Origin of the sequence: Aequorivita marina, from assembly GCF_031631895.2 — a bacterium.
In the GTDB taxonomy this organism is placed as follows: domain Bacteria; phylum Bacteroidota; class Bacteroidia; order Flavobacteriales; family Flavobacteriaceae; genus Aequorivita; species Aequorivita marina.
This window is the reverse complement of record NZ_JAVMBW020000002.1, coordinates 324889-343224: the sequence shown is the minus strand read 5'-3', so window position 1 is coordinate 343224 and position 18336 is coordinate 324889. Positions and strand designations below refer to the sequence as shown.

The window sequence follows — 18336 nt, the reverse complement described above, 5'->3', positions numbered from 1 at the left end:
TTTCTTATACAAATATATGTCTAAAAGATAGTAGTATGTTACGCATAGTACTATAATTAACATTTTTTTAACAAGTAGTGGGTGTGGAATTTATTCAATATCTTCGTGGTATAAATCAATTTTAAATGAAGCTCAGTCCAAGTAAAATCAATACCTTTATGTTGTTTAAATTGCCCGCGGCATATCTCACTGGCGTAAGGGTTAAATCTATCTCAGAAAATGCGTGTGTTACCACAGTTAAACATCGTTGGATAAATCAAAACCCTTTTAAATCTATGTTTTGGGCTGTTCAAGGGATGGCAGCCGAATTGAGCACTGGGGCAATGGTAATGGGAAAGATTAAGGAAAGCGGTGAAAAAATTTCGATGCTTGTTGCCAGCAATAAGGCTACATTCTCTAAAAAAGCCCGAGGCAGGATTTACTTTTCATGTTCCGATGGCGAATTAATAGATGCGGCAATACAGCAAACTTTAGCTACTGGCGAAGGAGAAACGGTTTGGATGAAATCTGAAGGAAAGGATGCCGATGGAAATGTAGTTTCGGTTTTTGAATTTCAATGGACTATTAAAGTAAAGTCATAACTCCATGTACATAGGGTGTTAGATTCATATTTATCCGATTAACATATCTTTAACAGGGTTAAAGTGATAGCAAAAGTGGTAAAGGTGAAATATATTGGCTATATTTATTTCAAATTAATCAAAACACTTGTGCCTATTGATAGAACATCTACCTAATCTAATTTCTTAAAATCTTAATTAGCTATGGCAAGAGCAATGTTTGATTACACAAAGGCGGTACTTGCAAAAGTAAGCTTTGATGTAAATTTGTTCTGTAAAGAATTGCAAAAAGCGTTGACCAGATTGCTTCCTTATGAAGTTGAGGAACTCAAAGTCTGGATTGATTCGCTTCTCAAACAGAACCCACAATTAAATCAGTGTCTAATCTATTTAAAAACATAAATAAAAATCCCTCTGAGAAATTAGAGGGATTTTTTTGTTTTTTAGATAGCCTATTTTATTAATGAAATGAGCCAAGGATCATTATCAGAACTCTCGGTAATTTCAAATCTCTGAATGAAATTATCATTCTTAAAAATATCAAAATAACGATATTCAGGATATAAAATACTATCCCTTGTTCTTAAAGTGTCAGTCTCTTGAGTTCCATTATAGCGCAGTAATAAAATTTGATTATATACACTTTCAGTTCCTGGCTCGGGATTATTACCTTCTATAATACTCCCTCCAATATAGTATGGTCCGAAATAGTTTTTACCCATTTGATCAGATATTAATCGATCAACTTTAAAGATATTCCATTCTCCATAATATTCAATCTCTCCGTCTACGTTGATATACCCAGAGCGTGCTTCTACTTCTCCTTCTGAATACGAACTTCCATCAGGTTTTGAAATGTCTAAGTAGAGATTATATTCTTTGGGTTGTTCAGTTATTCCAGTATCATTTTCTTTAGTACACCCCAAAAACAGGAACATACATAATGCTGTCATTAAAAATGTTTCTTTCATAGTTTTATTTGTTTAAAATTAATTTTTTAGTAAAGTTTCCTGTTTCTCCTTCAAGTTTTACATAGTACACACCTTTAGGAAAGGTATTCACATCTATTGTTAGCTTACCTTCGATTTCAATAGATTGTACATATATTGATTGCCCCATAGTATTAAAAATACTCAAGATAAAATGACCTTTGTTTGGTGCTACAATTGTCACCTCGTTTGTGGCGGGATTTGGGTATAGCAGCATATCTCCGAATTCAGTGATGGCCATTTTTTGTATCGGTTGTGCAATTGGTGTTCCTTTGTCTCCTATAGTAATACATTGTTGTGCAGGTGGTGGCGGATCTCCATGAATAATTGTTTTGTTTGCATATATAGGATTACTGCAAACACCTGTAACTTGCAAATGCAAAATAGATTGATTTGAAGGATTTTGAGTCATTTTTAATTGAACTTGCCTGTTGTTTGGACTACCTACAATATTCCCGTTGGTAGCGCTCCAAAAATAATTGGCTCCGGTAATAACTGGAGCTGAATAGGTATAAGTATAATTAGGGCAAGCTTGGTCATAACCATCAATCTCTATAGCATTAAGATCTAATATATTTGTCGTGGCTTTCTTGCTCCTACAGTTTGGGGTAACTTTAATCTGTCCTCCCCATCCATTATTGGCTTTTACGGTTATACTAGGAGTTCCTTGTCCATTAGTTGTAGAAATACCGCTAGGAACTATAGTCATGTTGTTGGGAACTTCCCAAATGTAACTAGTTACATCTGGCAAAGTATTTACGGAATAGGTAGCAGTTTGATTCTGACAGAGGGCATTCGGGCCAGAAATAATATTAAATGAAGGATGATTAATTCCAATTCCGCCAATATAACCATACATCTTACCAACTTGTAAAGGTGTAAAGTCTGTTCTACAGGTATTTGAAGAAGATATTAGTCCTTTTCTGAAAGATCGAGGGGGGGGGTAAATTCATAATATCAAAAATTAAATGATTATACTTTACTGGCTAAAGAAAGCAATTAAACATGTATAAAATATATTCAATTGTATTTTTTGCAAAAACCATCAACTCAAATATAAAATATTTTTTTAAAAACCCAAAATATTTTGTTAAAATTTCATTTTTTATGTAAAATCGTTGCACTTTATCCCTATAAACCTAGATTAATTCATAGTGCAATGTGTTCTTAATAAATTGTGAACTTTATCCTTACGAAGTGTTAAAATTAAATACAGGCTACTTTTTTGTTGGGCTGATAATCTTTACATCCTGAAAGGCAATCGCACCGCGTACTACGCCCGCAATACTGTCATAAAGAGCTTCAATAATCTGCATTTTTAATTCGCTTTTACTGTAAATCAGGCTTACCTCACGGGCGGGGGAAGGGTCTTTAAAATACTTTAGGTTCTTTTTAAGGCTTGTTCCAACATCTAAGGTGTGTAAATAGGGGAGTAGGGTCATTCCCAAGCCTTCATTAGAGAGCTTTACCAAAGTTTCAAAACTGCCACTTTCCAATTGAAATTTTTCATGCTCAGGATTTTTAGAGCTTTTGCAAAGGTTTATGATGCCATCGCGGAAACAATGGCCGTCTTCCAGCAGTAATATATCGTCAATATCTAAATCGGATACCTCCAACTTTTCTTTTGAAACAAGGCGGTGGCTCGTTGGAATATAGCCTACAAAAGGTTCAAAATACAGCGGTCTTTCTATGATTTTTTCTTGTTCTAACGGAGTAGCGGCAATTGCAGCATCAAGATAACCATCGTTAATTTTGGTGATGATTTCATCGGTGTTTAACTCTTCTATCTTTAACTGGACCTTTGCGTATTTATTTGAAAAATTCTTTAAGAACATAGGAAGCAAAGTAGGCATTATGGTTGGGATGATTCCCAGTTTAAACGTGCCGCCTATAAAACCTTTTTCTTGATCTACAACATCCTGCATGCGTTCAGATTCGTTGACAATGTTGCGGGCCTGTTCTACAATCTTTTCACCAACCCCTGTGAGTTCAATAGGTTTTTTACTTCGATCAAAAATTAGAATTTCAAGTTCGTCTTCCAGCTTTTGAATTTGCATACTGAGCGTAGGCTGGGTTACAAAAGATTTTTCAGCAGCTTTTGTAAAATTCTGGTGCTCGGCAACTGCCAAAACGTATTTAAGTTGCGTGATTGTCATAGTAAATATTGTTTATACAAATATAGTGTTTCTATCAATATATTTGATAGCATATTTGAACCAAGACTGAAGGGGATCCTGAATTTGGATCAATGGGAGCAAACAACCAGACTTAATGTAAATTATGATTTAAAAGAGGAAAGGGGTTACAGCAGGCCGCGTGCTTTAATTTCCAAATATTTGTTGATGGTGTTCACGGTAAGGTTTTCAGGGGCGGTTAGAATGGATTGAATACCGTACTTATGGAGTTCATTAACAATCAATTTCTTCTCATAAATGAATTTTTCGGCAATGGTTTTTTCAAAAACTTGATGGGTAGTGTTCGCTTTTTTGTCAATAAAAGATTTTAGCTCAGTGTTTTCAAAAAATATAACCACCAAGAGATGTGTTTTATTGATAGCTTGTAGATAAGGCAATTGACGATGCAGCGCATCCATAGTTTCAAAATTGGTGTATAACAACAGCAAACTTCTTTGTTTGATATTTCGTTTTACATCAACGTAGAGTCGGGAGAAATCACTTTCAGAAAAATCGGTTTCAACATTGTAGAGGGTTTCTAAAATTAGATGCATTTGGGCGCTTCTTCTTTTGGCAATTACACGATCTGCTACTTTTCTGGAAAAAGTAAACATCCCTGCCTTATCGTGTTTTTTTAATACAATATTTGATATTACTAAAGTGGAGTTAATGGCATAATCCAGCAGACTCAAACTGTTAAAGGGCATTTTCATAACCCTTCCCTTGTCAATCACAGAATAAACGGGCTGCGATTTCTCATCTTGAAATTGATTTACCATCAAACTATTTCGTTTGGCGGTCGCTTTCCAGTTTATATTCCTGATGTCATCACCCGGGGTATAATCCTTAATCTGCTCAAACTCCATGGTATGGCCAATCCTTCTAATTTTTTTAAGACCGAACAGCTTAAGTTTATTTGAAAAAGCAATAAAATCGTATTTTTTTAGCTGAAGAAAAGAAGGGTAGTTCGGCACCATTTGTTCTGCCGAAAATTGCTGCTTCCGAGAAACGAGGCCCAAGACCGAAGCGGAAAATATGTTTAACTTCCCGAAATGATATTCGCCCCGCTCAGTAGGACGAACTTGATAGGTGAATTTTTTCTCTTCGGAAGGACTTAAAACAGAATTAATCTTAAAATCGCGAATTTGCCATTGAACCGGTAATTCATCAATTATTTTTACAGCAACTTTAAATTGAAATCTGTTTATTACTTTTATTTCAACGGTATTCTCGTCGCCGTTTGAAAGTTTGTCTGGCAAAATACGCTTGGCCTGAATGCCCGTTCTATTGCGGTAAAGTATGAAAACATCAAAAATGAACCCAACTATAAGTACATAAAAGCCAAGTTTTATCACCCCGAAAAGCTCCTGAAAAAAGTAGGAAACCACAAACAGGGTGGCAAGGGAAAACAGCACGATAAAAAATCGTTTTGTTAGATATAAACTTTTTAGAAACTTTTTCACTATGATTTATTCAAAGATTTACGATCAAAATTAAGGTAGCTGAGTGGTCCCGGTTTTTATTCGAGATTGTACCCAAGCTAGCGCGGAATTTCAATGGTTTCAATAATTTGCTGTACCACTTTATCGGGGGTGATTCCTTCCATTTCACGTTCCGGAGTCAACATTATTCTATGTCTTAAAACCGAAGGTGCTATTTTTTTAATGTCGTCTGGGGTTACAAAATCACGGCCGCTCATTGCCGCTAAAGCTTTTGAAGCGTTCATAATAGCCAAGGATGCTCGTGGCGACGCTCCCAGATATAGATTTGCATTGGTTCTGGTATTATCAATAATTGCTGCGATGTACTTTAACAGATTATTTTCGATAATTATTTGTTTGATGGTGTGCTGGTATTCCGCGATTTCCTTTGCATTTAAAACAGGCTTAATATCTTTTAGTACGGGCTTATCTTCTCTATTGTGCTCGTTTTCCAAGATTTGGATCTCCTCTTCCAAAGAAGGGTAGGGCACATTTATTTTAAAGAGAAAACGGTCTAGCTGGGCCTCGGGTAGGGCATAGGTGCCTTCTTGCTCTACTGGGTTTTGTGTGGCAAAGACCAAAAACGGTGGTGGCATTTTATACTCGGTGCCGTCCATGGTTACCTGGCGCTCTTCCATAACTTCAAAAAGTGCCGCTTGGGTTTTTGCGGGAGCGCGGTTTATTTCATCAATAAGGATAATATTTGAAAACACTGGCCCTTGCTTAAACTCAAATTCGTTGCTTTTTACATTAAAAATAGAAGTCCCCAGAATATCACTTGGCATTAAATCTGGCGTAAACTGGATTCTGCTGAAATCAACGTCTAGCGTTTTTGCCAATAACTTTGCCGTTAATGTTTTTGCTACGCCCGGTACGCCTTCAATAAGCGAATGTCCATCGGTTAAAATTGAAATGATCAACATTTCCAGCATGTCGTGTTGCCCAACAATTACTTTACCAAGCTCTAATTTTATTTGTTCAACTGCTTCCTGTAGGTTTTTTAAGTCAATTCGGGCGTTAAACTCTAACGGGTTTTCATGTGTTTCTTCCATAATCTATAATCTAAATGCTTCTATATTTTTATTTAGCTCCAGTAAATCGGCTTCACTGTGAACGGATTTTTCTTTTAAGTTTCTAATAAAAAGCATCAATTCCTGTGTTTCTTCTACAGAATTACCACTTTTTAAAGCCAGTTTCTTTATGAAATCTTCAGTAATTTCATTCGTGTTTAAGTAATATTTAGAACGAAGGGTTTCTAAGAAATACGTAATCTTTTTTGCAATAATATTGCTGTAATCCTTATGCTGAAAATATAAATCGCCAATAGTTTGGGTGAATTCTACCGAGGTGTTTTTAAGTGGCTCTATAACGGTTACAATGCGTTGCTCGCGTTTTCCTTTAAAAAGAACAAAAATTAACAACCCGCCTATTAAAACATAATATGCCCAGGTTAATGGGGCTTGATTTAAAACAAACCGCATAGGCGAGGTTATCACTTTTCTGCCCGATTTTATATAATCGTCCCAATAAATTGTTTCTGCATCAATATATGAAAGTGCGTTGGCTGCGTATTGTTCATTGTTTTTAAGCAAGTAATAATTTGAAAATGCCTCGGGCATGGTGTGGAGTAAAAACTGGCCTTCTCCAAACTTCACTTTTATAAAATTGAGCTGATCTAACTGAGGTTTTTGGGTTTCAAAATAGCCAAGAGCAGTAGTTTGTAAAGTATCAATTTTAGTGTAAACCGATTTGTAAACTCCTTTTTTAAAGGTGGGATCTGCTGTTTGGATTAGATTTTTATTGAAAAACTTCGGTTGTATTTCTTCTTCTAAAATATTGTAATCGGTTGAAGTGAAAAGGTTTAATGTGTCTCGTAAAACATAGCTCACACTGCGGGAAGCGATAAAAACAGTGTTGCCGCTTTCTGCGTATTTTAGCACTTCGTCCACCTGTCTTTTATCTAGAAAAACTTCGTCATTTATAAAAAGGTATGCCGAATTAGCCACATAGCTGCTGTCGCTTAAAAACTCATACGGATCTTTTTTAACCTTTCGTATTTCCGAGTTTTTAAATAAGGAAGCTGCTTCTTCAAAAAGAATAAAGCTGCCGAAGGGTATTTTATCAAGGGAAGTATAACTGGCGCGCCAATCTATAGGTTTTGGGCGTACCAATTCAGTAATCACAATTGCCAATAAAGCAATTCCGAAAATCCACAATACTTTTTTTGAACGTTTATCGAGCATTGGTTACATCTTGGTTTAGGCGTTCAAAATCTTTTTCGGCATTCTTAAAACCTGCCTTGTCTAAGGCAAACTCTCCGTACCAGATATTATCATACAAATACGAGGTTTTTTTAAAATGTTCCTTTAAATCTGGGTTTTTAATTTCGGCGTGATAGTCGGTATTTGTTTTTTCAAAATGCCAGTCAATAATATTGTTTTGGGAGAGTAGTTTTAAGGATTTTAAGTACATATACCGAATGGCCAATCTGTAGTCTTCCGCTTTAAGTGCATTGCGTATATAGCTGTCTAAATCTACGTTTTCAATGTGTTCCTCTTTAATATTTAATGGCGCCACTACTTTACCTTGTCTGCCAAAAAAGGAGGAGGCATTGTTGCCAACGAGTAGTTTTACCAAAATGTAAATCGCGAAAATAATAAGCAGCCCATATATTAAGAATTTTACCATTTGGTAAATCTCGGGCGAGAGTTGGAAACCGAACATTTCCTCAATTTTATTAAAAAACCAGCTAATGGCACGCCCTATGAAGTTTTCAGCTTCGCCCTCTATATCGTCATAATCAAAATCCCTACCCGAATATTGTTGGGCAAAATCTTCATTAAACTGTTTTTGCACAATCTTACTGCTGTCCACGGCAACGCTCAGGCTGTCTGTTGGTAATGCAGTGGCAGCGAGGGTATTCAAAAGAAATAGTAATATTACAATCAATCTATTCACTAGCTCCAATATTATCTATTCGTTCTCGAGTGGCTTCGTTATAGGTTTCCTCATGTAGCGAAAAGTATAGAATGCCGTTTACAAATTGCGCCATGGACTGGTTGAGGGTATAAAGCACCAAAACCAAGGAAAGGGCGAGCGTCCATATTACATTTGCCAATGGCGAGTTTGCCAAATCAACACCAGTGTCTAAGGAATGAAAGGCGTACACGCCAATTAGAATTCCCGGAATCATTAGTACCACCATCATTAAAATACCTAGCAGCATACCAATGACAAGGTTTGAAAGGACGCTTTTCCAAAAATATTTTTTTAATAGGTTCCAACCTTCGCTATACGCTTCTGTTACTTCCTTATTATCGTTTATCATTGCCATAAATGAAAGCCCCATCCAGCTGGTATATGCCAAGATGAGGATGTAATAGGCAATGCTTCCCAGGATTGGAATAAAAGAGATGATGGCTCCAACGATCATGACCCCCAAATACATTAACATCATTAAGATGATAAAAAGAACGATCTTCCCGAGGTTTTGTTTTACCACTTCCCAGACTTCACGTTTTTCAACAATGGCACCTTTGTTTTTTTCATATTTAATCACATACACGGCTGCAAGGCTATAATTTAGTACAGCGGTAATGATAAAAAGAATAAAAAAGCCAAGGATTCCCGCACCAAAATATATTTGATATGTAGTGGTGTCATTGGTCATTCCTAAGGAAGGCGTTGCTACAAACGCGCCTACAAATCCAGTTACAAGCAGATAGCTCACGCCTAGAAAGGCGAGTATAAAAAGGCCGTTATAGCTAATAAAGATGTTTAAAAAAGTTTTAAAGTTCTTTTTTAGAAAATCGAAATAGGTTGTAATCATTTCGCCTACGTCTCGCTGCCTTTTAAGCGGTATATATTCTTTTTGCATCTATTTTATTAAGGATAATTGGATAAATAATGTAATAATAAATAATGAGGGCCAAGGAGCTAAAAATAATGCTCATAGCCAACCAAACGGGCATATTGCTATAACGCGTTATAAAGCCTTCGATAAACCCGGCAATTATAAAAAATGGGATGGTGCTGACAACAATTTTTAAACCGTCTTTTGCTCCTTTTAGGAATGAAACCTTCCGCGAATAAGTTTTTGGGAATAAAATACTGTTTCCCATTACCAGACCAGCGCAACCGGCAATTACAATCACCGAAATTTCAATGGTACCGTGTAACCAGATATTTTTTGAAGCTTCAAAAAGCAGATCTCGATTATAAAAAAACGTAAAAAATGCGCCCAGCATAACGCCGTTACTAAAAAGTATGTATGCCGTTCCTAAGGAAGTAATTACGCCAAAAGCATAGGCCAAAAATGCCACCCGAATGTTGTTGATGGTAATGCCTAAAAACGTGCCTATTTCGCTGCCACTTTTGTAAATAGCGGTAGGGTCGCCTTCTTCAATATTGTTTAAAGTTTCGTTTACGTAGCTATCCCCAAGGATTAAGCGTACAAACGAATCGTCATTTAAGGCTGAGACCACTCCAATTGCCGTTGCGGTTGCAAATATTAAAAACGCAAAAAATAAAGTACGGTGGTATTGTCTAAAAAACAATGGAAACTCATATTTCCAAAAGCTCACTACACGATTTTTCGTTTCTTTTTTGTTTTTATAAATTTTTTGATGGGCTTGTGAGGCCAATGAATTTAGATACTGAAGTGCTTTGCTTCCAGGGTAATAGGTTTGCGCATAAGCAAGGTCATTGGTAAGCTGAATGTAGTGGTCAGCAAGTTGATCTGGACTTATTTTTGAATTTAATGTAATTGCTTTTTCAAATGCAATCCATTTTGCCTTATTTTGCTTGACGAATGCTGCTTCGCGCATGTTTTAAAATTTCGATAAATATAATCACTTGCTTTAACATGGCAAACTTAGAAATTAATACCACACAAAACGTAAACCTAGACTATAAAATAGTTAGTGTTGGCGAACGCATTCTTGCTTTTTTAATTGATGTATTCCTGTTTTCTATCTATTTTTACCTAGTAGATTTGGCTACAAAAGGAATGGGCATGGCCTTTAGCGATCATTGGACCGTTTTTGGACTACAACAATTGTTGCTTTTGCCGGTTATGTTTTATTCTCTTTATATGCACATACTTTTTAACGGAAGGACCGTGGGCAAGATGGCGATGAAAACCCGAGTGGTTAAGGTAGACGGTACTCCAGCCAGATGGAGTGATTATATGGTGTTATGGATGCTAAGACTGGTAGATATTTGGATATTTTTAGGTTCTATAGGCCTGTTATCCATCATTTTTTCTGAAAGAAGGCAGCGCGTAGGCGATCATGCTGCCGGAACGGTTGTAATCAGTACCAAAAACAAAGTAAAGATAAGCCACACTATTTTAGAGGAAATCGCTGAAGATTATCAGCCTAAATTTATGAATGTGACTATCCTTACCGATAAAGATGCGAGACTTATTAAAGAAACATATCGAATTGCTATGAAATCGAATGATTTTAAAACCTTGAACCTACTCCGTAAAAAAGTAGAGTCGGTCCTGGGAACATCATCAGATTTGTATGACAAGCAATATTTAGACACCGTGATGCGGGATTATAACCATTTTACACAAAACATGTGAGTTTACTTTTAGTTTTAGATATTATAGGAACCCTGGCATTTGCCATTTCTGGCGTACTTACTGCGCTCAGTAAACGATTAGATCCGTTTGGAATATTGATAATTGCCTTTGTTACTGCCGTTGGTGGGGGTACGCTGCGCGATATACTTATTGACGCCAATATAGCTTGGATGCGAAACCTTACCTATGTGTACGTGATTTTTGGCTCCGTAGTATTTGCGGTAATTTTTAGAAAACGACTCAGCTATTTTAGGAGATCCCTATTTTTGTTTGATACCATTGGGATTGCTCTTTACACCATAGTTGGTGTTGAAAAAGGAATTGCCGCAGGCTTTGAACCCATTATCTGTATTGCCTTGGGCACCATGACAGCGTGTTTTGGAGGAGTTCTTCGCGATATTCTGTGTAACGATATCCCAATTATTTTTAGAAAAGAAATCTATGCTACCGCCTGTATTTTAGGGGCTTCGGTTTACTTTATACTATTACGAACTACATTAGCTACAGACCTTATTGTTATAATTTCTGGTGCTACCGTAATGACTGCTCGGCTTTTGGCAGTTTACTTTAAATTATCGCTCCCCAATATTTATAGGAAAGAAGAACTGAAGTGAGCTTTTTTGAGGCAATGGCTTAGATTCTTACACGTTAGGAAAAACTCTTTCTCTTAAGTGGTTTCTTACGCTGGATAGTATTGTAGTTAGATTAAAAGGCTGTGTGTTGTTTTTAGTGAAACTAGCTGATTAACTGGGTGTAAAGTGTGATATTTTGGGGTATATTTGGGTGTTCGGATACATTTGCGTACGAAAGAAAATTATGCTAAATTTGAAATATGGAGGTAAATATTCAAAAAGCTAAAATTGACTTAATTCAGTGGTTGACCACTGTAGAGGATAGTTCTATAATTCAAAAAATTATGGAATTAAGAAATTCTGAAAACAAAGACTGGTGGAATGAAATATCTGATGCTGAAAAAAAATCAATAGAATTAGGGATTTCTGATGCTGATAACGGTAATCTGAAACCACACGCTGAAGCAAAAAAAATATATGAAAAGTGGTTATAAAATTCTTTGGACTGAACACGCTCTGGATGAATTGTCTGCTACTTATGAATATTTAGAACTACATTTTACTAAACGAGAACTTAAAAAACTTTCTACTGAACTTGATAGAACATTATATTTAATTTCACAGAACCCATATTTATTTCCAATTTCTGATTTGAAAGGAGCGAGAAGAGTTGTCATTAAAAAATTCAACACGTTATATTATAGAGAAAAAGAGAGTTATATTGAAATTCTTTCATTTTTTTCTAACCGACAAAATCCAGATAAGAGAAAAATATAAAAACGTATTACACCACCGTGTCCTATAATTAACTGCTTGGTTCTTGTCTATTTACAAATCCCGAAGCCCAGGGGCTCACGCATTTTCCATTCGGATTTTATTTGAAAACCTTCTTGTGCACAGATATGACGGATTAAACACAGAAACACGTTATGGTGTCATTGAAAATTAAATCGGAAGTCTAAATGAAAAAAGTAGTAATTGTTGGAACCTCAAGAAACGATGGAGATACGCTAAGCTTTGTAAATGAGTTGATTGAGCTATCAAATTGGGACTCGATTAATTTGAATGATTATAATTTCAGCTATTATGATTACCAAAATAAAAACAGAAATGATGATTATCTGCCTTTAATGAACGAAATCATTAAAAAATATGACACGCTAATTTTCGCAACACCTGTTTATTGGTATTCAATGAGCGGAATTATGAAAGTGTTTTTTGACCGATTAACTGATTTATTGACTATAGAAAAAGAACTCGGGCGGAAATTAAGAGGAAAGGGAGTGGCTGTAATGAGCTGTTCAATTGGAGAAAATTTAGGTGAATATTTTTGGCTTCCATTTTCGGAAACCGCAAGATATTTAGGGATGGAATATCTTGGAGACGTCCATGTAATTGTTGGAGAAAATAATGACGGAAAAATAACAGGGTTTATTAACGACATCGAAAAATAAAAATGTGCTAATATTACGACTTGCCAGCACAATTATAAACGCAAAAATCTTAAATTTCCTGATTGTATATTGAAAGTTCCATTACCAAAACCTTATTCAACTACCTTCGCATTAATATAAATATTCTGTAAAGGCCAATCTCCATCGTCTGTAGCTACTTCCGATATCTTTTCTACCACGTCCATTCCCTTGGTTATTTTTCCGAAGATAGTGTACTTTCCATTTAAATGACCGGTTGATGATTTTGGCCCTAAAAAGATAAAAAATTCAAAAGGAGCAGTTCTGTGATCTGGGTTTTCACGATATTCCTTTGCGCCCGAGACCGTGCCGTATTCGTGGATTCTGCCAGGGATTATTTCAGCTGGCAATAAATAATCATTCCCTAGTTTTACGCGTTTCTTTGGGGTTGATCTTAGGTCACTGCTTCCGGCTTGGATAATAAAATTGGGCACAACGCGATGAAAAAAGGTATTATCAAAATACTGCTGTTTTACCAAGTAAATAAAATTGGCTCGATGTAGCGGCGTATCTTTATAAAGTTCCATTTCAATATCGCCAAAACGGCTTGTTATTAGAACTTTTGTTTCAGGATTATTTTTTCCGTACTCGGTTAAAAAAGAAACTACATTATCGTTTGTGATTTCAGGATATGTTATTGAATCTTTCGTTTCGGTGTCATTTTTTTGACGACTGACCGAAGTAGAACTATTTATTTCATCCTGATAGCCATCGGAATTGATTTCGATTTCGTTTCGGGAGTCCTTTTTCTTATCTTCACAACCTGCCAAGAGGAGCACAATTCCGAAGCTATAAATAAATAATTTTCGCATAAATGAAATTTCATGATTTTGAAAAACGGATTGTAAAAGTAACAAAAATGGAGCTTCCAGGGGAGGGCGCACAGTTTAAAATGGCGCCTTTAAAACGTTTGGACGAATTGAAACGCGAGGCCAAGGCTATACATTCAGCAAGAAGAGCAGGGGTGATGTTACTTTTTTATCCTTCGGAAGACGCAGAAACGCGTTTAATTTTAATTCTTCGTAAAACCTATAAAGGTGTTCATTCGGCACAAGTAGGCTTTCCCGGCGGAAAGGTGGAGCTTGAGGACAACAACTTGCAAGATGCAGCCTTGCGTGAAACGGAAGAGGAAGTTGGGGTTTCACGAGGGAATATATCCGTTTTAAAAGAACTAACCGAAATTTATATCCCACCAAGTAACTTTTTTGTACAACCATTTTTGGGTATAACGACCATAAAACCAAGGTTTATTCCACAGGAAGAAGAGGTGGAGGCCTTGATTGAAGTTCGGCTTCAGGATTTTATGGATGATTTAAATATAACCACCCAAACCTTAACCACATCATACGCCACTAACCTTGAGGTACCTGCCTTTAAACTCAACGGGCATATAGTTTGGGGAGCTACTGCTATGATGCTTAACGAGGTACGCGAATTACTTAAAATGGCACTGTAAAAGCATATTTTAGTATATTTGTCGCTGTTGAATAGAAAACTTAAACTTCAAATTTTGTAAATTGAAAGAATGGCTTTAAGCTTTCTGAGCTTATTGAAGTACTAAATACGCTCTACCACCAAACACTTTTATAGCGGTGGATAACCTTGATAATAAAATATGAGTCTTTTCAAAAAAAACCCTTTTGGGCATATATTATTTTTAAAACGCTGGTTAATACGCATTGCGGGGCTTTTAACCCATAGACGTTTTAAGGGTTTTAATGAACTACAAATACACGGCAGTGAGATTATAAAAACATTGCCCGATACCAATGTTCTTTTTGTGAGTAACCATCAAACTTATTTTGCAGATGTAGCGGCCATGCTCCATGTTTTTAATGCGAGTTTACACGGAAGGGAAGATAGCATTAAGAACGTAGGGTATTTATGGAATCCAAAACTCAATATTTATTATGTTGCGGCAAAGGAAACCATGAAGGCGAGCCTATTAGCAAAAATATTGGCCTATACGGGCTCTGTTAGTATTGAACGTACCTGGCGCGAAAAAGGTAAAAAAGTAAACAAGCAGGTTAAAATGAGCGACGTTAGTAATATAACCAAGGCCATAGAAGATGGTTGGGTTATTACTTTTCCGCAGGGAACCACAAAGCCCTGGAAGCCCATAAGACGCGGTACAGCACATATTATCAAAAAGAATAAACCTATTGTGGTCCCTATTGTTATTGATGGTTTTAGAAGATCGTTTGATAAAAAGGGAATTCGCATAAAAAAGCGTGGCATTCTTCAAACTATGGAGATAAAGCCACCTTTAGAAATTGACTACGAAAATGATTCTATGGAAAAAATTGTTGAGCAGTTAGAATATGCCATAGAGCAGCACCCATCTTTCTTAAAGGTTATTCCTTCAACGGTTCTAAAAAGTGAAGAAGAACTTAATAAAGAACGCCAGTGGCGATATTGAAAACCAATATTCAGTAGTCAGTGATTCAGTAGTCAGTAGTCAGTAATTCAGTGTTCAAAACTGTTTTATCTTGCTAGAGTTCTATCTTTTTAAGCTCTTTATAATTTTGGGTTAGTCTTTTAAGCAATATTCCGTAAAGAAGTCTATAGAACAATAATACGAGGCCTGCCATAACCAAACCGAAAAGCACTTGAATAAGAAAGAACATGTTCATAAATTTTTCTTGTGAAATATTTCCAATCCCGTAATCTTCGGCCATATATCTAAAAACTTCATCTTGGTTTAAATAGTAATAGATATTGAGAAACGTGAGCAGTACCAAGAAACTAAGTACGTTATAGATTACAAAATACCGAACTGTTTTTCTGGTGCGCAGAATACTTTTCATCAACTTTTTAATAGAATCTGTGGTCGATATTTTTTTGTAATTTCTATAAAAAAGGACGATAAAGAAACCGAAGATGAGATAATTCAAAATATTCGCCACCAATAAACTGTTGTGAAGCCCAATATCATCCGTAAACCTCGTGCTTGACTCCGGAACAAAAAATGCTAGGGTAGTCCAAAAAACAAGTTCGGCAATACTAATGTAGAATATCCACTTTACAATGGAGGAAGACTTTTTCAACACAATTTTATAAATATCGTCGTATGACAAACGCGGAAGCTCCTGCTCCTGGCTTTGCCATTGTTTTTTTAATAATTCTAATTGACCCATAGTAGGTTACGGATTTAAAATTGTTCGTAATTTTCCTTTTATCCTATTCATCTTCACGCGTGCATTTACTTCGGTAATTCCTAAGGTTGCAGAAATTTCTTTATAGTTTTTATCCTCTAGGTATAGAAAAACCAACGCCTTATCAATGTCGTTTAAATCTTTTACGGCACTGTACATCAGTTTCAGTTGCTGTTCCACGGTATCATCATAAGGCACCGATGAAATCTTAAAACTAACGCCTTCATAATCTTGCGTTTTTATGCTTCGTTTTGATTTTCTATACAGGGTAATTGCCGTATTTAATGCCACGCGATACATCCAAGTACTAAATTTAGAATCGCCTCTAAACTTAGGGTATGCACGCCAAAGCTGAATGGTAATTTCCTGAAAAAGATCGTTATGCGCCTCTTTGTCGTTGGTATATAACCTACAGATTTTATGTACAATGTTCTGGTTTTCCTCTAATTGGGTTACAAAACTATGTTCAAGGTCTTTCTTCAATGGTTTTTCTCTTGGCTATTCATTAGTACGCTATGGAAGTACTTTGTTACAAAATTGATAAATATTACGAGAACTCGCCGTACAATGCCTAAATTTAAGCTATAAAATAAAACAGATGAATGTACCCGAAACAAATATTCCAAGAATTGTTGTAATAGGCGGCGGCTTTGCTGGTATTTCCTTTATAAAACAATTGCGGAAAGCTAAGGTGCAAATCGTTCTTTTTGATCGGCATAATTACCATACGTTTCAGCCTTTGCTTTATCAGGTTTCTACGGCCGGATTGGAACCGGATTCTATTGCCTACCCACTTCGGAAAATTTTTAGAAGCAATATGGACTTTCATTTTCGCTTTGCTGAAGTGGAAACCATAGATACTGATTCCAATACCATTAAAACTTCAATAGGAAGTTTGCGTTATGATTATTTGGTCATTGCAACGGGCACGCGTACTAATTTCTTCGGAAACGATAACATCGCTGAAAATAGTATGCCTATGAAAACCGTTCCGCAGGCATTGAATATAAGAAGTTTGATACTTCAAAACATTGAAAAAGCCGATATTACAGTTGATGAAGCCGAAAGAGAACGCTTGCTAAACTTTGTAATTGCCGGCGCGGGGCCAACGGGAGTAGAGCTTGCGGGAGCCTTGGCAGAGTTTAGAAAAGGAATTTTGGAACACGATTATCCCGAGCTTGATGAGGAAGAAATGCACGTTCACCTTATTGAAGGGCAAGATCGGGTTTTACCGCCAATGAGCGAAAAAGTGTCTAAAAAAGCACAGAAATTTCTTGAAAAGCTAAACGTCCAGATTCATCTTGAAACCTTAATTAGCGATTACGACGGAAAAACAGTGACTACAAAAGATGGTAAAAAGTTTGAAACAGCAACATTTATATGGGCTGCTGGTGTTACAGGTGCGCCGATAAAAGGTCTAACTGGCGAAGCGCTGGTTGAAAAAGCAAACCGTTATCGCGTGGATGAATTTAACCGCATAAAAGGTTTCGACACTATTTTTGCTCTAGGCGATATAGCCTTAATGGAAACCGAGGAATACCCCAAAGGCCATCCGCAAGTAGCCCAACCTGCTATCCAACAAGGAAAAAACCTAGGAAAAAATATTAGAAAGCTACTAAAAGGTGAAAAAATGGAACCCTTTAAATATTTTGACAAAGGAACCATGGCAACCGTGGGGAGAAACAAAGCCGTGGTAGATATTGGTAATATGCACTTTGGCGGTGCATTTGCATGGTTTTTATGGATGTTTGTCCACCTTTGGTTTTTGGTAGGTTTTCGTAATAGGGTGATCACATTTTTTAATTGGACGTACAGCTATATAAAATATGACAAAGCTGCACGCCTTATAATCAGGCCTTTTAAAAAGCCCGTTCCCGAACCTTCCGAAAAGCATGAAAAGCAAATGAGTTCCTAATTATAAAATTAACGCGCTAACTTTACAGGAAGCGGGCCTCCATTAGATACCCAGCTTCCGCCAAGGCTATACAGGTTTACGTTTAATTGGTCCTTGGTCTCTATTGTACTTACATTTACCTTTAAAGCATCGTAGGTGTTAACTTCCTTTAGGTTTACGTTCAATTTGTCGCTCGTGTTAATGTCAACCAAGCGGACGTCCATTACCTGATTTTCGGGAACAATTAAATGTCCGTTGGGAATATTTAAGATCTTTTCTGTTTCATTTGCATAAGCTGCAGGCAAAATATTGAATTCCTTGACTAGATTGATGCTTAAACAAATGGCAATAATTGTTAAAACTGTTTTGGTATAAGTATCCGTTTTCATAATTGTTAGGTTTTTAGGTTAAAAGCTTTGAAGATACAAAATTTAGTAAGATGTTTATGG

23 protein-coding genes are annotated in these 18336 nt (G+C 36.4%); 10 read left to right on the top strand and 13 right to left on the bottom strand.

All coding sequences use genetic code 11. From position 1 onward, the window contains the following. Window positions 1-125 precede the first annotated feature (125 nt). On the top strand, window positions 126-581 hold the full coding sequence (locus QPK98_RS05560; RefSeq protein WP_310992068.1) for a DUF4442 domain-containing protein: 456 nt from the start codon (window positions 126-128) through the stop codon (window positions 579-581). Window positions 582-764: 183 nt separating this feature from the next. Continuing rightward, window positions 765-962 carry a hypothetical protein gene (locus QPK98_RS05555; protein ID WP_310992067.1) on the top strand — a complete coding sequence of 66 codons (198 nt, stop codon included), beginning with the start codon at window positions 765-767 and terminating at the stop codon, window positions 960-962. A gap of 50 nt (window positions 963-1012) precedes the next feature. Here QPK98_RS05555 and QPK98_RS05550 read toward each other — a convergent pair whose 3' ends face one another. The 9 genes from QPK98_RS05550 to QPK98_RS05510 form a co-directional block, all read right to left on the bottom strand. Beyond that, on the bottom strand, window positions 1013-1531 hold the full coding sequence (locus tag QPK98_RS05550) for a hypothetical protein (RefSeq protein WP_310992066.1): 519 nt from the start codon (window positions 1529-1531) through the stop codon (window positions 1013-1015). A 4-nt stretch (window positions 1532-1535) separates the two neighbouring features. After that, the gene (locus QPK98_RS05545) at window positions 1536-2408 is read right to left on the bottom strand and encodes a T9SS type A sorting domain-containing protein (RefSeq protein ID WP_310992065.1); all 873 of its coding nucleotides are present in this window, start codon (window positions 2406-2408) and stop codon (window positions 1536-1538) included. A gap of 358 nt (window positions 2409-2766) precedes the next feature. Then, a complete protein-coding gene (locus QPK98_RS05540) occupies window positions 2767-3705 on the bottom strand; it encodes a LysR substrate-binding domain-containing protein (RefSeq protein ID WP_310992064.1) in 939 nt (312 codons plus the stop codon). A gap of 146 nt (window positions 3706-3851) precedes the next feature. Further along, complete coding sequence (locus QPK98_RS05535) at window positions 3852-5186, bottom strand: DUF58 domain-containing protein (protein WP_310992063.1); 1335 nt, start codon at window positions 5184-5186, stop codon at window positions 3852-3854. A gap of 77 nt (window positions 5187-5263) precedes the next feature. Then, on the bottom strand, window positions 5264-6256 hold the full coding sequence (locus QPK98_RS05530; RefSeq protein WP_310992062.1) for an AAA family ATPase: 993 nt from the start codon (window positions 6254-6256) through the stop codon (window positions 5264-5266). 3 nt (window positions 6257-6259) lie between these two features. Then, on the bottom strand, window positions 6260-7447 hold the full coding sequence (locus QPK98_RS05525; RefSeq protein WP_310992061.1) for a DUF4350 domain-containing protein: 1188 nt from the start codon (window positions 7445-7447) through the stop codon (window positions 6260-6262). Beyond that, the gene (locus tag QPK98_RS05520) at window positions 7437-8129 is read right to left on the bottom strand and encodes a hypothetical protein (RefSeq protein ID WP_310992060.1); all 693 of its coding nucleotides are present in this window, start codon (window positions 8127-8129) and stop codon (window positions 7437-7439) included. The genes QPK98_RS05525 and QPK98_RS05520 overlap by 11 nt, the downstream gene beginning before the upstream one ends. A gap of 25 nt (window positions 8130-8154) precedes the next feature. Further along, window positions 8155-9081: a hypothetical protein gene (locus QPK98_RS05515; protein ID WP_310992059.1), complete on the bottom strand. Its 927-nt coding sequence runs from the start codon at window positions 9079-9081 to the stop codon at window positions 8155-8157. Further along, complete coding sequence (locus tag QPK98_RS05510) at window positions 9056-10030, bottom strand: stage II sporulation protein M (RefSeq protein ID WP_310992058.1); 975 nt, start codon at window positions 10028-10030, stop codon at window positions 9056-9058. The genes QPK98_RS05515 and QPK98_RS05510 overlap by 26 nt, the downstream gene beginning before the upstream one ends. Before the next feature lie 38 nt (window positions 10031-10068). Between QPK98_RS05510 and QPK98_RS05505 the strand changes: the two genes are divergently transcribed. From QPK98_RS05505 to QPK98_RS05485, 5 genes are all read left to right on the top strand, one after another. After that, window positions 10069-10794 (top strand): RDD family protein, encoded by a 726-nt coding sequence (locus QPK98_RS05505; RefSeq protein ID WP_310992057.1) that lies wholly within the window; start codon window positions 10069-10071, stop codon window positions 10792-10794. Next, complete coding sequence (locus QPK98_RS05500) at window positions 10791-11408, top strand: trimeric intracellular cation channel family protein (protein ID WP_310992056.1); 618 nt, start codon at window positions 10791-10793, stop codon at window positions 11406-11408. The genes QPK98_RS05505 and QPK98_RS05500 overlap by 4 nt, the downstream gene beginning before the upstream one ends. Before the next feature lie 218 nt (window positions 11409-11626). Further along, on the top strand, window positions 11627-11860 hold the full coding sequence (locus QPK98_RS05495) for a hypothetical protein (RefSeq protein WP_310992055.1): 234 nt from the start codon (window positions 11627-11629) through the stop codon (window positions 11858-11860). Then, complete coding sequence (locus tag QPK98_RS05490) at window positions 11844-12143, top strand: type II toxin-antitoxin system RelE/ParE family toxin (RefSeq protein ID WP_310992054.1); 300 nt, start codon at window positions 11844-11846, stop codon at window positions 12141-12143. Before QPK98_RS05495 ends, QPK98_RS05490 begins: the two co-directional genes overlap by 17 nt. A 185-nt stretch (window positions 12144-12328) precedes the next feature. After that, complete coding sequence (locus tag QPK98_RS05485; RefSeq protein WP_310992053.1) at window positions 12329-12820, top strand: flavodoxin family protein; 492 nt, start codon at window positions 12329-12331, stop codon at window positions 12818-12820. 92 nt (window positions 12821-12912) lie between these two features. Here the strand turns inward: QPK98_RS05485 and QPK98_RS05480 are convergent, their stop codons facing one another. Further along, the gene (locus tag QPK98_RS05480) at window positions 12913-13650 is read right to left on the bottom strand and encodes a peptidylprolyl isomerase (RefSeq protein WP_310992052.1); all 738 of its coding nucleotides are present in this window, start codon (window positions 13648-13650) and stop codon (window positions 12913-12915) included. A gap of 2 nt (window positions 13651-13652) precedes the next feature. Here QPK98_RS05480 and QPK98_RS05475 point away from each other — a divergent pair, with 2 nt between their 5' ends. Together QPK98_RS05475 and QPK98_RS05470 are read left to right on the top strand one after the other, a co-directional pair. Further along, on the top strand, window positions 13653-14294 hold the full coding sequence (locus QPK98_RS05475) for an NUDIX hydrolase (protein ID WP_310992051.1): 642 nt from the start codon (window positions 13653-13655) through the stop codon (window positions 14292-14294). Window positions 14295-14453: 159 nt separating this feature from the next. After that, window positions 14454-15257, top strand: coding sequence for a lysophospholipid acyltransferase family protein (locus tag QPK98_RS05470; protein ID WP_310992050.1), 804 nt, complete (start codon window positions 14454-14456; stop codon window positions 15255-15257). A 73-nt stretch (window positions 15258-15330) separates the two neighbouring features. Here the strand turns inward: QPK98_RS05470 and QPK98_RS05465 are convergent, their stop codons facing one another. Continuing rightward, complete coding sequence (locus QPK98_RS05465; RefSeq protein ID WP_310992049.1) at window positions 15331-15975, bottom strand: DUF8845 family protein; 645 nt, start codon at window positions 15973-15975, stop codon at window positions 15331-15333. Between the two features lie 6 nt (window positions 15976-15981). Next, window positions 15982-16476 carry an RNA polymerase sigma factor gene (locus QPK98_RS05460; RefSeq protein ID WP_310992048.1) on the bottom strand — a complete coding sequence of 165 codons (495 nt, stop codon included), beginning with the start codon at window positions 16474-16476 and terminating at the stop codon, window positions 15982-15984. A gap of 115 nt (window positions 16477-16591) precedes the next feature. Between QPK98_RS05460 and QPK98_RS05455 the strand changes: the two genes are divergently transcribed. Further along, a complete protein-coding gene (locus QPK98_RS05455; RefSeq protein WP_310992047.1) occupies window positions 16592-17908 on the top strand; it encodes an NAD(P)/FAD-dependent oxidoreductase in 1317 nt (438 codons plus the stop codon). Window positions 17909-17916: 8 nt separating this feature from the next. Here QPK98_RS05455 and QPK98_RS05450 read toward each other — a convergent pair whose 3' ends face one another. After that, complete coding sequence (locus QPK98_RS05450; RefSeq protein WP_310992046.1) at window positions 17917-18276, bottom strand: hypothetical protein; 360 nt, start codon at window positions 18274-18276, stop codon at window positions 17917-17919. Window positions 18277-18336 lie beyond the last annotated feature (60 nt).